The organism is Kitasatospora sp. NPDC001159, from assembly GCF_053598235.1.
Genome location: NZ_JBSFJV010000082.1, coordinates 21,064 through 33,895 on the forward strand (window position 1 = coordinate 21,064; position 12,832 = coordinate 33,895).

A 12,832-nucleotide genomic window follows, 5' to 3' on the forward strand; every position below is an offset into this window, starting at 1 on the left:
CAGATGACCGGAGCCAACACGCCTCCTCAGGACACCCCCCTCCCCGTCACCGCCGTCACCTGCCTGGAGGACCGCGCCCAGGTCGAGCGCACGGTGACCGTCGAGCTCGCCGAGGGCGTCCAGCGGCTGCGTCTGGGCCCGCTCACCGCCCTGGCCGTGGACCGCACCCTGCGCGCCGAGACCGCCACCCCCGGCACCCGGGTGCTGGAGGCCCGGCTGGTCCGCACCTGGACGCCGCGCGCCCCGCTGCCGCCCGGGCCGCAGGACTCCGCGCTGCGCCACCGGCTGCACGGGCTGGAGGCCGAGTCCCGCCTCGCGGACCAGACCCGGGCCCGGCTGGAGGCCCGCCTGGCGCTGCTCGCCCAGCTGACCGCCGACCTGCTGCGCGAGGTCGGCGAGGGCGCCGGCGTCGGCGAGATCGAGCGCACCCGCTGGGCCCGCGAGCTGGACCGGGTGGACGCCGAGCGCGAGCGCTACGGCGAGGAACTGCGCGCCACCCACTCCCGGCTGCGCCGCCTGGACCAGGAGCGCTCCCAGGCCCTGATCGCCCTGGACGAGGCCGAGGAGGAGCCCGCCGAACTGGTGGCCCACCTGGAGCTCACCGTCGAGGCCGCGCGGCCCGGCCCGGCCGGGCTGACCGTCAGCCACCTGGTGCCCTGCGCGCTCTGGCGCCCCTCCTACCGCGCCACCCTGGACGGCGGCAGCCTGCGTCTGGAGTCGGAGGCGGTGGTCTGGCAGCGCACCGGCGAGGACTGGACGGGCGCCCGGCTCACCTTCTCCACCGCCCGCTCCGCCCTCGCCACCGACCCGCCCCCGCTCACCGAGGACGTGCTGATGCTGCGCGAGCGAACCGACGAGGAGCGCCGCACGGTCGAGGTCGAGCTGCGCGAGGAGGCGATCAGCGCCCTCGGCCCGACCGCGGCCGTCCCGGGCCTGGACGACGGCGGCGAGGTGCGGGTGCTGCCCGCCCCCGCCCCGGCCACCGTCCCCTCCGACGGCCGGGCCCACAAGGTCCCGCTGGGCGCCTTCACCGGCCCGGCGGGCCGCGAGTACGCCTGCGCCCCGGAGCTGTCCCCGCTGGTCACCCAGGTGGTCCGGTTCCGCAACGCGGCCGGGCACCCGCTGCTGGCCGGCCCGGTCGAGCTGGTCCGGGGCAGCGGCTTCACCGGGCGCGGCGAGCTGCGCTTCACCGCCGCCGGGGCCGACGCCGAGCTGTCCTTCGGCAGTTCGGACGGCTACCGGGTGGTCCGCGAGACCGAGGAGCGCCAGGCCGCCGCCGCCCTGACCGGCCGCCAGACCACCACTCGCACCGTCCGGCTGCACCTGTCCCGCTTCTCCGGCCCGGAGGAACGGGACGAGCAGCTGGTCACGGTGCGCGAACGGGTGCCGGTCTCCGAGGTGACGGCGGTCGAGGTCCGGCTGCGCAAGGAGGAGTGCTCCCCGCCGCCGGACTCCTTCGACGCCGAGGGCATCGTCCGCTGGGACGTGCCGCTCGGCCCCGGCGCCCGCCGCACCCTCACCCTGGTGTACGAGGTCTCGGCCTCCGCCAAGGTGGCCGGGCTGTGACGCCGGCCCCCTCGTGACGACCGCTCCGGCCTGAAACGGGTAGAAAAGGAACATGATCCTCCACCTCGCTCCCCTGGACGACTGGCTGACCGACCCCGGCCGCCCCTACGCCGCCGCGTCGCTGCTCACCGACGGGTTCATCCACTGCTCGGCGGACGAGCAGACGGCGCTCGCGGTGGCCAACGCCTTCTTCGCCGACACCCCCGACCCGCTGATGGTGCTGCTGATCGAGGAGTCGCTGGTGGAACCGATGGTCAAGTGGGAGGCCCCGCACGGCGCCCCGCCGCCCGGGGCCACCCCCGACGTCCTGTTCCCGCACATCTACGGCCGGCTGAACCGCTCCGCCGTGGTCGGCCTGGAGAAGGTCGAGCGCGGCCCGGACGGCCGCTGGGCGGCCCTCACCCCCTGGAGCTGAGCCCACACGAGAAGGGCCCCGCAGAAGGACAGCTCACAGCCACCCCCGCTCCCGGGCCGCCATCCCGGCCTGGAAGCGGGTGGTGGCCCCCAGCGAGCGCATCAGGCTCTGCAGCCGCCGCTGGGTGGTCCGGGCGCTCCAGCCGAGCGAGCGGGCGATCGACTCGTCGGTCAGCCCGGCCGCCAGCAGGCCCAGCAGCTTGCGGTGGTCGGCCTCCGGTTCCAGCGACGCCTCCCCGGTGCCGATCGCGGCCTGCAGCCGCACGGCCCGCTCCCACTCCGCCTCGAACAGCGTGTCCAGCGCCTGCAGCAGCGCCGAGGGGTGGATCACGTACGCGGCGTCCAGGACGCTGTCGCCGACGCTGATCGGGATGATAGCCATCCGGTCGTCCGAGATGATCATCTTCATCGGCAGGGTCGGCCGCACCCGGGCCTCCTCGCCGTCCGCGACGCCGACCAGGATGTTCCGCTCCAGCCGGCCGGGCCAGGCCACCGCCTCCCGGTCGTAGATGGTCCGGAACTTCAGCCCATCCCGCAGCCGCCGCCGTTGCAGCGGTATCGGCGCCACCGGGTCCTGGATGTACGGCGGGCGGTCGAAGCCGCGGACCTGGTACTGGCTGGTCTCGGTGATGTGCTCCAGCCGCTGGGCGATCGCCTCGCCGCCGGTCAGCACCTCCACCGAGTGCGCCGGGTCGGTGTAGCGCGAGGCCTCCCGGAAGGCGTCCATCAACCGGTGCATCTCGGCCCGGGCGTGCCGCAGTTCGGACTCCCGATGGCCGATCAGGGTGCCGATCGCCACGTCCGGGGCGACCGGTAGGTAGCGCTCCCGGTCCACCGGCGCGCGGGTGGCCATGCCCTGCTGCGCCAGCCGGTCCAGCGCGCGCACGCTCTGCTGGAACGTCAGACCGCAGCTCTCTGCCAGCTCCTCCGCGGTGGACTGCGGATTGGCCACCAGCGCCGCGTAGACCTGCCCGTCCGGCTCGGCCAGTCCCAGCGACCCGAGCGCCTGTCCGGCTGATCGTCCCAGTACTGCATCGGACACGACGCCGTCTCCCCCTGTTCGCCTCGAACGCCCCCACCGGCGCCCGTCCTGGCGCAGTGCCGCCACACGGCGGGGCGGTGGTCCGGTGGCCATCCTCTGCCACAGATCATGACGCTGACAAGGCCGTGACCAGCGGTTGCGTCCCGGCTCACATATCGCGGGAAGGTCCCCCGCCACCACGGGCGGGGGACCCTCCGACGAACGACCCGGTGAAAACCGGGAACCTACAGACCGACCTCGCGCATCAGCTGGCCGACCTCCGGGTTGGTCAGGCGGCGCAGCCAGCCCGACTTCTGGTCACCGAGCGCGATCGGGCCGAAGTGGGTGCGCACCAGCTTCTCGACCGGGAAACCGACCTCGGCCAGCATCCGGCGGACGATGTGCTTGCGGCCCTCGTGCAGGGTCACCTCGACCAGGTAGTTCTTGCCGACGTTGGAGATCACCTTGAAGCTGTCCGCGCGGGCGTAGCCGTCCTCCAGCTCGACGCCCTGGGCCAGCTGCTTGCCCAGGTCGCGCGGGATCGGTCCCTGGATGGCGGCCAGGTAGGTCTTGGTCACGCCGTACTTGGGGTGGGTGAGGCGGTGGGCCAGCTCGCCGTGGTTGGTGAGCAGGATGATGCCCTCGGTCTCGGTGTCCAGGCGGCCGACGTGGAACAGCCGGGTCTCCCGGTTGGTCACGTAGTCGCCGAGGCACTGGCGGCCCTCCGGGTCCTCCATGGTGGAGACCACGCCGGCCGGCTTGTTGAGCGCGAAGAACAGGTAGGACTGGGTGGCGACGGTCAGGCCGTCGACCTTGATCTCGTCGTTGGCCGGGTCGACCCGCTTGCCCTGCTCGGTGACCCGCTTGCCGTTGACCTCGACCCGGCCCTGCTCGATCAGCTCCTCGCAGGCGCGGCGGCTGCCGACGCCGGCCCGGGCCAGCACCTTCTGCAGGCGCTCGCCCTCGGGCTCGCCGAAGGTCTTGGGCAGCTTGACGGCCGGCTTGTCGTGCCGGGCGAGGACGGCGTCCTCGATCTTGGCCTGCAGCTCGCGCGAACGCTGCGGCTGGCGGCGCGGGTCGCCCGGGGCGCCCTGGCCCTCACGTCGCGGACGCGGGGCCGGACCGGGGCGCCGGCCGGCGAAGCCGCCACGGGCCGGGGTGGCGTTCGAGCCGCCGCCGTACTCGGGGCGGTCGTACTTGCGCTCCTCGGGCCGCAGCGGGCGGTCCGGGTAGCGGCGGTCGTCGCGCCGGTCGTCCCGCCCGTACGAGCCGCCGCGCGAGCCCGCGCCCGACCCGCCGCGCGAACCGGAGCCGTACGAACCGCCGCGCGAGCCCGAGCCGCCGCGGCCGCCGCTGCCCCCGCCGTAGGAGCCGCCCCGGCCCCCGCCCTGTCCGCCGCGACCACTGCCGCCGCCGCTGCCGTTCCTGCCGTTGCCACTGCTACGCATCAAAATGTCCGTACGTCGTTCCGTCTGGGATGTGCGGTCGTCTCGGCCGACCTCACCTCCCCCTGCCGATCGGGCGCTGCCCGGTCGGCCTCGCCACTGCCGTCCGCAGCCTGTGCGGCAGCGGCGGCGACCGCCTCCGCGATCATCGTGCCCTCCAGGGACTCCGCTTCCACGTCGTCGACCTCGGGCAGGAAGGGAGCGAGCTCCGGCAGCTCGTCCAAGCCGCGGAGCCCCATCCGTTCCAGGAAGTAGTTCGTCGTCCGATACAGGATCGCACCTGTTTCGGGCTCGGATCCGGCCTCTTCCACCAGTCCTCGCTGTACCAGGGTACGCATCACGCCGTCACAGTTCACACCGCGGACGGCGGAAACCCGCGATCTGGACACCGGTTGCCGGTAGGCGACCACCGCCAGGGTCTCCAACGCGGCCTGGGTCAGCCGGGTCTGCTGGCCGTCCAGCAGGAAGCGGTCGACGGCCCGCGCGCAGCTGTCCCGGCTGTAGAACCGCCAGCCGCCGGCCACCAGCCGCAGGTCGAACCCGCGGCCCGCGGCCTCGTACTCGGCGGACAGCTCGCGCAGCGCCGCGGCCACCTCGGCCCGCGGCCGCTCCAGCACTCCGGCCAGCCGCTCCTCGGTGACCGGCTCGTCGACGACCATCAGGATCGCCTCCAGCTCGGCCCGCAGCCCGGGCCCCGCGGGCTCCTCCGGCACCTCGGACGTCGACGGGGCCGCCTTCTGGTGCACCGCCCGCGGCGCGGTGTCCACGGGGGCCGCCACCGGCTCCGGCAGCAGCTCGAAGGCCGGCTCCAGCCACTCCTCGGCCCGCGGCTGCCCCGGCAGCCCCAGCGGGCGCCGCACCGGCCGCCCGCCGTCGTTCCCGGCACTCATCGCCGCCCGTCCTCCTTCGCCTCTTCCGCGGCTTCGCCCGCCGGGCGGTCGAACTCGTCCGTGACCTCGACCGCGCCCCGGCCCTCCTCGGCCACCCAGCGCACGCGCAGCTCGCCGAGCGCCTCCGGCTGCTCGAAGGCGAGCACCCGCTCCCGGTACAGCTCCAGCAGCGCCAGGAAGCGGGCGACCACCACCAGGGTGTCCGGCGCGTCCGCGACCAGTTGCCGGAAGGAGGCCTCGCCCAGCCCGGTGAGCAGGTCGACCACCAGCCCGGCCTGCTCGCGCACGCTGACCGGCGGGGTGTGGATGTGGTCCACGTAGACCACCGGCTTCGGCTTGGGCTCCATCGCCTTGGCGGCCAGCTGCGCGAGCCGTTCCGGCCCGACGGTGATCACCACCTCGGGCAGCAGCTCGGCGTGCCGGGGCTCCAGCCCGACGCTCCGCGGCCGCCGCAGCAGCTCGGCCGCCCAGCGCTCGCCGAACAGCGCCGCCGCCCGTTTGTACGCCCGGTACTGCAGCAGCCGCGCGAACAGCAGGTCCCGCGCCTCCAGCAGCGCGAGGTCCTCCTCGTCCTCGACCTCGGCCACCGGCAGCAGCCGGGCGGCCTTGAGGTCCAGCAGGGTGGCGGCCACCACCAGGAACTCGGTCGCCGCGTCCAGGTCCCAGTCCGGCCCCATCGCCCGGATGTGCGCCATGAACTCGTCGGTCACCGTGGCCAGCGCCACCTCGGTGATGTCCAGCTTGTGCTTGGCGATCAGGCTGAGCAGCAGGTCGAAGGGCCCGTCGAAGTTGTCCAGCCGCACCCGGAAGCCGCCCCGGGACTCATCCCCGGCGGGGTTCGCGGCGCTGGCTGGGGTTTCGACGGTGCTCGGCATGACGGTCCATCTTCACCCGCCGCCGCCCGCCGCCCCGCCCCGGGGCCACCGACACGCCGCCCGACGGGGCCCGGCCGACGGCCGACGGCGCCCAGCGCCCGCCAGGCCCCTAGCGGCCGCGCAGCCGCCGGACCAGGATGGAGGCCTCACCGCGCTGTTCCAGGTCCGCCAGGACGACCGCGATGGCCTCCCGGACGATCCGCCCGCGGTCCACGGCCAGGCCGTGCTCGCCGCGCAGCACCAGCCGGGTGTGCTCGAGGTCCATGAGCTCCTCGGCGGACACGTACACGGTGATCTTCTCGTCGTGCCGCTCACGCCCGCTGGGGCGGCGCGGCGCGCGCCCCCGTGGCCGGGCGCGCCCGGCGGCACTACCTGCCTGCTCCTCGGCGGCACCCGCGTGCGTACGGGCCGCCGGGGCGGCTGCGGCGCCTCGGCCACCGGACACGGTCTGCCCGGCCGTCGCGGCACCCTGGTCCCCGGCGGGCCGTTGCGCGGGCGGCGGCACCGCTGCGGCCGCCTGCTCCTCCTGCGACACCTGCCGGTCGTCCTGGGCGCCCTCGGCGCCGCCCGTGCCGTTGACGGTCCGCGCGGTCTCCGGTCTGGATGCCTCCGCGGCCGGACGCGGCGCGAGGGACGGCGACAGCGCCATCCCGCCGGTGGTCCGGAACAGCTCGTCGGCACCCGGGAGACTCACTCGGCGGGGCGGCACCGGTCGAGCACCTCCCTGGCGAGCTGGCGGTAGGCGGCGGCACCGACCGAGTTGGTCGCGTACGTGGTGATGGGCTCGCCGGCGACGGTGGTCTCCGGGAAGCGCACGGTCCGCCCGATGACGGTGTGGAAGACGTGCTCGCCGAACGCCTCGACGACCCGCGCCAGCACCTCGCGGCTGTGCACGGTGCGCGAGTCGTACATGGTCGCGAGGATGCCGTCCAGGCGCAGCTCGGGGTTGAGCCGCTCGCACACCTTCTCGATGGTCTCGGTCAGCAGCGCGACACCGCGCAGCGCGAAGAACTCGCACTCCAGCGGGACGATCACGCTGTGAGCGGCCGTCAGTGCATTGACCGTCAGCAGGCCCAGCGAGGGCTGGCAGTCGATGATGACGTAGTCGTAGTCGGGCAGCAGCGGCTTCAGGGCGCGCGCCAGCGCGGACTCCCGGGCCACCTCGCTGACCAGCTGCACCTCGGCGGCGGAGAGGTCGATGTTGGACGGCAGCAGGTCCATGCCCGGCACGGCCGTCTTCAGCAGCACCTCATCGGCCGTCAGGCCCCGCTCCATGAGCAGGTTGTAGACCGTGACGTCGAGTTCCATCGGGTTGACACCCAGTCCGACGGAGAGCGCGCCCTGCGGGTCGAAGTCGACGAGCAGCACCCGGCGGCCGTACTCGGCCAGCGCCGCGCCCAGGTTGATGGTCGACGTGGTCTTGCCGACGCCGCCCTTCTGGTTGCACATGGCGATGATCTGGGCGGGGCCGTGCTCGGCGACCGGCGCGGGAATCGGGAAGTACGGCAGCGGACGGCCGGTGGGGCCGACCCGCTCGCGGCGCTGGCGCGCGGCGTCGGGGGCCAGCGTGGCGGCGTACTCCGGGTCGGGCTCGTACTCGGCGTCCGGGTCGTCGTAGGCGCCGTAGGCGAACTCGCCGTAGGCCAGGCCGTAGGCCGCCAGGTCGGCGTCTTGATCGGTCACCGTGGTCACCTGTGCTGTGTTCTGACGTGCTTCGAAGGTACGGAGTGCGACCGAGCCGACCTCGGCCGAGCCCACGGTGGGCTGCCGGGCCCCGGACTCCTCACTCGGCTGGCCGGCGGTGAGCTCCGCCAGTCCTGGCTGACCACCCCCGGGAGCAATTGTCGACTCATTCACAAGTCGTCTTACCTCCTTGGGCATCCAGGACTCTATGTCGATTCGTCAGCGTGGCAGCATGCCGACGGTTTGCGACTCTAGGCCGTTCAAGGCGTTCGCAGCAACACAATCCACGGTAGTAGGCACGATGTGTCGACCATCGGGCGGGCTGCTGTCAAGGGATGAGTAGGCCTATGACCCTAACGTTTCTGCGGGCGGGTGACACGACCCACGGAAATTGACGACAGAGCGACCCGCCGGGTCCACCGACTGGTCACGGGCACGGCGAAGCCCCCGACCCGAACGGATCGGGTCGGGGGCGAACGACCGCAGTGCGGTCAGGGAGTTCAGGCGAGCACGCTCTCCAGCGAGATCGACTCCAGGCCGAAGGCCTCGGCCACGGCCGGGAAGGTGATCTGACCCTCGTGCACGTTGAGGCCCTTGGCGAGCGCCTCGTCGCGACGCAGCGCCTCCTTCCACCCGCGGTTCGCCAGCTCGATGACGTACGGCAGGGTGGCGTTGGTCAGCGCGTAGGTGGAGGTGTTCGGGACGGCGCCCGGCATGTTGGCCACGCAGTAGAAGACCGAGTTGTGGACCTGGAAGGTCGGGTCGTCGTGCGTGGTCGGGTGCGAGTCCTCGAAGCAGCCGCCCTGGTCGATGGCGATGTCGACCAGCACGGAGCCCGGCTTCATGCGGGAGACCAGCTCGTTGGTGACCAGCTTCGGGGCCTTGGCACCCGGGATCAGCACGGCGCCGATGACCAGGTCTGCGTCCAGGACGGCCTTCTCCAGCTCGAAGGAGTTGGACATGATGGCCTTGATCTTGGTGCCGAAGATCCGGTCGGCCTCGCGCAGCTTGTTGATGTCGCGGTCGAGCAGGGTCACGTCGTAGCCCATGCCGATGGCGATGGTGGCCGCGTGCCAGCCGGAGACGCCGCCGCCGATGACGACGGCCTTGGCCGGGTGGGTGCCGGGCACGCCGCCGGGCAGCACGCCGCGGCCGCCGGCCGGACGCATCAGGTGGTACGAGCCGACCTGCGGGGCCAGGCGGCCCGCGACCTCGGACATCGGGGCGAGCAGCGGCAGCGCGCCGTTGCCCAGCTGCACGGTCTCGTACGCGATGGCGGTGGTGCCCGAGGCGATCAGCGCGTCGGTGCCGGCCCGGTCGGCCGCCAGGTGCAGGTACGTGAAGAGGGTCTGGCCCTTGCGCAGCCGGTGGTACTCCGAGGCGATGGGCTCCTTGACCTTCAGCAGCAGGTCGGCGGTGGCCCACACCTCGTCGGCGGTGGGGAGGATGGTGGCGCCGGCGGCCACGTACTCCTCGTTGGGGATCGAGGAGCCGAGACCGGCGTTGTCCTCGATGTAGACCTCGTGTCCGTTGCGGACCAGCTCATGCACGCCGGCGGGCGTGATGGCCACGCGGTACTCGTGGTTCTTGACCTCGCGGGGGATGCCGACCTTCACGGCTAAACACGTCCTCTTGCCATGGGGGTCCCGACCGGAGAAGACCGGTGGGCGACGCGCACGTGGGGAAGCCTCCGGGCAGGCCGGGGCAGGGGATCGCTGCGCGACTGAGTTCGAGTGTAATGAAGCCCAGGCAGCCTGTCAGCCTTCCAAATCGAATAATTTCGCCGAACACATTGGCAGGTTCGTAGGCTTCCGTCGGAACTTACCTGTCAAAGGCGTCGCAACCGGGCACCTTCGACAATACCTCTGAAACCGACCTCACCACCCGGCCCCAACGCGTTCCCGCAGGTCGGCGAGGGCCGCCCCGACGGCCTCCCGGCCCCGTTCGTCGCCGATCCTGCGCAGCACCGCGAGCGCCGCCCGGTACTCCCGGTCGGCCTCCTCGAAGCGGCGCTGCGCGGTGTGCGCCTCAGCCACCCGGGCCAGCAGCCGGGCCTCCGCCGCGTGGTCCCCCAGCGACTGCCGCAGGCCGAGCGCCCGCCCGTACCAGTCGGCGGCGCGCACCGCGTCGCCGAGCGCCCGGTGGCAGCCGGCCGCACCCTCCAGGGCCCGGGCGCAGAGCGGTTCGTCCGCGGCCGTACGGGCGTGCTCCAGGGCGGCCCGGTAGTGGGCCGCGGCCTGCTCCCAGCGGCCCGCCGCGACCTGCAGGTCCCCCAGGTTGAGCAGCGCGGCCGAGGCCCGACGGGGACGGCCGTTGCGCTCGGCGACGGTGAGCACCAGCTCGTGCAGCCGGTAGAGGTCGGCGGGGGCGGCGACGCCGGTCAGCGGCAGCGACCGCAGCAGCGCGGTGACCAGCCGCCCGGCCGAGCCGTCCAGGTTCCCCTGGCCGATCGCGTCGGCCACCGCGCCGAGCAGCAGCTCCCGCTCACCGAGCAGCCAGCCCCGGGCGTGCTCGGCCGAGCGCAGCCGCAGCGCGGCGGGCAGCGGCTCGGGACCGGGGCCTCCCGCCGGGTCGAGCAGGGCGTGGGCCGACTCGGTGAGCCGGACCAGCCGCTCCAGCAGCCTGGCCCGGGCGAGCTCGGTCTCGGCGGGCCGGTCCTCCTCCTCGCGCAGCTTGACCAGCCGCGGGTAGAGCCGCCCGGGCACCCGGTAGCGCGGGGTGCCGTCGACGGCCGGCGCCTCCTCGCCGAGCAGTTCCCGTTCGGCCAGCGCGGCCAGCGTCGCGGCGGCATCCGGCGCCGGGCAGCCGACCAGGGCGGAGGCGGTGCGCGGGTCGGCGGTCTGCGCCGGGGCCAGGGTGAGGGTGCGCAGCATCCGCGCCTGGGCGGGCGACAGGGTGCGGTAGATCAGGGTGAACGCCCCGATCAGCGGGTCGTTGTCGGGGACGGGCACCGGCTCGGCCGGCTCCGGCTCCGGCTTGACCCAGGTCGACGGGTCGCCAGCCGGCTCGGGCGCGGCGGCGGGATCCGCGGCCTTGCCCTCCGCCGACCGCTGCGGGCTCTCCTTCTTCTTCACCGCCCCGGCGGGGGCCCTGGTCGCCTTCGCGACCTTGCCGGTCCTGCCCGCCTTGCCGCCCGCGGCCGCCGACTCCTCCCCCACCACCAGGTTGAGCTGCCGCGCCGCGTCCGTGACCGCGATCTCCGGGTTGCCGCGCAGCCACCCCGCCATCAGCCGCAGCGCGGCCGGCCGGGCGGCGCAGGCCTCGGCCAGGTCGGCCCCGCCGACCGGGTCGCAGGAGATCCGGGTGCCGCCGACCAGGTCGGCCAGCAGTTCGCGGGAGGCCTGCCGGTCCAGCCCGCCGAGGATCACCGGGTCGATGTCCTCGATCCCGGTCAGCGGCCCGGCCGTGGCGGCGAGCACCAGGCAGCCGGGCTCGTCGGCCAGCAGCGGCCACACCTGCCCGGCGTCCCGCACGTCGTCCAGCACCAGCAGGACCCGCAGCCCCGCCAGCGCCTCCCGCAGTGCCACGCAGCCCGGCTCGTCCCGCCCGTCCTCGACCGCGCCCGACAGCGGCACGGCGGCCTGCGGGTCGAGCTGCTCCAGCAGCAGCCGGGCGACCCGGCCGGGCGGCACCCGCCCGCCGTCGGGCGCGGACAGCCGGGCGAACAGCACGCCGTCCGGGTAGTCGGCGGCGACGGTCCGGGCGAAGCGGGCGGCGAGCGCGGTCCGGCCGGAGCCGGGGCGCCCGGCCAGCACCAGCACCGGGCAGCGGCCGCTCACCCGGCGGGTGGCGGCCGCCCGCAGCGCGGCCAGTTCGGCGCGCCGCCCGGCGAACAGCGCGGGCCCGGCCGGCAGCCGTTCCAGACCGGGCACGGCGCTCGCGGGCGTGTCAGGGCCGGAGTCCATCGTCGCCGTCTTCCTCGCCACCCGTGCCACTCCCGACGTCATCCCGCGTCCGGCGTCCGGCTGGTCAGCGTCCGGAGCTCGGCGGAGGGCGGCCCGGCACGGGCGCCCTGTCTGCGAAGCGTAGTTCGACCGTCCGGCTCAGCCGAGGTGACATCCGGTCGTACGAACCGGCAAATCACCCCAAGGCATCAAACCGGGTCGTCCGCCCACGTTTGGAAGGGCGCCCGCCTCGTGAGGCGCGCTCACGCCTCGAAGGGTCGGGCCGGCCACGGCGAGTCCGGCCGACGCAGTCCGTCCAGGCCGTCCGGGCCGGTGAGCGCGGCGTGCACGGCGAGGGTGCCGGTGATCAGGGTCGGGTTGTGCAGCTGTCCGGCGTGGATCAGCCGGATCAGCTCGGGCACCGGCACCCAGGCGACCTCGATCTCCTGCTCCTCGCCCTCGGCCTCGTAGCGCTCGCCCTCGGCGGTCGACAGGTCGGTGGCCAGGAACATCCGCAGCGCCTCGTCGGTGCCGCCCGGGGAGGTGTAGTAGTCGGCGAGGATCCGCCAGGTGTCGGCCTTGCAGTGCGCTTCCTCGTACAGCTCGCGCTGCGCGGCGTGCCACGGGTTCTCGCCGGGCACGTCGAGCAGGCCGGCGGGCAGCTCCCACAGCCGCTGGCGGACCGGGTGGCGGTACTGGCGCAGGATCAGCACCCGCTGTTTGTCGTCCAGGGCGAGCACCGAGACCGAGCCGGGGTGGGTCTGGTAGTCGCGGCGGGCCCAGCTGCCGTCGGGCATCCGGACCTCCTCGCTGCGCACACCGGTGACCTTGCCCTGGAACGGCGTCTCGCCGCCCCGGACCTCCCACTCCTCGGCCACGTCGGCGATCCCCTGATCGCTCTGCTCGTCCATCGCTCTCCCCTTTTCGTCAGTACGACACAAATCTAACGCCGAGCGGCGGCCCCGCGGCCCGGACTGCGGGAGCGCAAGAAGCAGCAGACCCGGGACGCCCTGGTGCAGGCCGCCCACCTGCTCTTCCTGAGCCAGGGCTTCGC

Annotated in this window: 11 protein-coding genes; 2 read left to right on the forward strand and 9 right to left on the reverse strand. The window is 74.0% G+C overall.

What is annotated here, in order from left to right; genetic code table 11:
• Window positions 1-3: 3 nt before the first annotated feature.
• A complete protein-coding gene (locus ACWC9T_RS31200; RefSeq protein WP_449824401.1) occupies window positions 4-1,566 on the forward strand; it encodes a mucoidy inhibitor MuiA family protein in 1,563 nt (520 codons plus the stop codon).
• 52 nt (window positions 1,567-1,618) lie between these two features.
• A complete protein-coding gene (locus tag ACWC9T_RS31205; RefSeq protein ID WP_449824402.1) occupies window positions 1,619-1,981 on the forward strand; it encodes a DUF952 domain-containing protein in 363 nt (120 codons plus the stop codon).
• A 33-nt stretch (window positions 1,982-2,014) separates the two neighbouring features.
• Here ACWC9T_RS31205 and ACWC9T_RS31210 read toward each other — a convergent pair whose 3' ends face one another.
• From ACWC9T_RS31210 to ACWC9T_RS31250, 9 genes are all read right to left on the reverse strand, one after another.
• On the reverse strand, window positions 2,015-3,022 hold the full coding sequence (locus ACWC9T_RS31210) for a helix-turn-helix domain-containing protein (protein ID WP_449824403.1): 1,008 nt from the start codon (window positions 3,020-3,022) through the stop codon (window positions 2,015-2,017).
• 224 nt (window positions 3,023-3,246) lie between these two features.
• Entirely contained in the window at window positions 3,247-4,449 is a 1,203-nt protein-coding gene (locus ACWC9T_RS31215; RefSeq protein WP_449824404.1) for a pseudouridine synthase, read from the reverse strand.
• Window positions 4,449-5,105, reverse strand: coding sequence for an SMC-Scp complex subunit ScpB (gene scpB / locus ACWC9T_RS31220; protein ID WP_449824412.1), 657 nt, complete (start codon window positions 5,103-5,105; stop codon window positions 4,449-4,451). The genes ACWC9T_RS31215 and scpB overlap by 1 nt, the downstream gene beginning before the upstream one ends.
• Before the next feature lie 227 nt (window positions 5,106-5,332).
• Window positions 5,333-6,211, reverse strand: coding sequence for a segregation and condensation protein A (locus ACWC9T_RS31225; RefSeq protein WP_449824405.1), 879 nt, complete (start codon window positions 6,209-6,211; stop codon window positions 5,333-5,335).
• Between the two features lie 109 nt (window positions 6,212-6,320).
• Window positions 6,321-6,905 (reverse strand): hypothetical protein, encoded by a 585-nt coding sequence (locus ACWC9T_RS31230; protein ID WP_449824406.1) that lies wholly within the window; start codon window positions 6,903-6,905, stop codon window positions 6,321-6,323.
• Window positions 6,902-7,969 (reverse strand): ParA family protein, encoded by a 1,068-nt coding sequence (locus ACWC9T_RS31235; RefSeq protein WP_396253613.1) that lies wholly within the window; start codon window positions 7,967-7,969, stop codon window positions 6,902-6,904. Before ACWC9T_RS31235 ends, ACWC9T_RS31230 begins: the two co-directional genes overlap by 4 nt.
• A gap of 425 nt (window positions 7,970-8,394) precedes the next feature.
• A complete protein-coding gene (ald, locus tag ACWC9T_RS31240; protein WP_449824407.1) occupies window positions 8,395-9,510 on the reverse strand; it encodes an alanine dehydrogenase in 1,116 nt (371 codons plus the stop codon).
• Window positions 9,511-9,771: 261 nt separating this feature from the next.
• Entirely contained in the window at window positions 9,772-11,820 is a 2,049-nt protein-coding gene (locus ACWC9T_RS31245; RefSeq protein ID WP_449824408.1) for an AAA family ATPase, read from the reverse strand.
• A gap of 221 nt (window positions 11,821-12,041) precedes the next feature.
• A complete protein-coding gene (locus ACWC9T_RS31250; RefSeq protein ID WP_449824409.1) occupies window positions 12,042-12,689 on the reverse strand; it encodes an NUDIX domain-containing protein in 648 nt (215 codons plus the stop codon).
• Window positions 12,690-12,832: the final 143 nt, after the last annotated feature.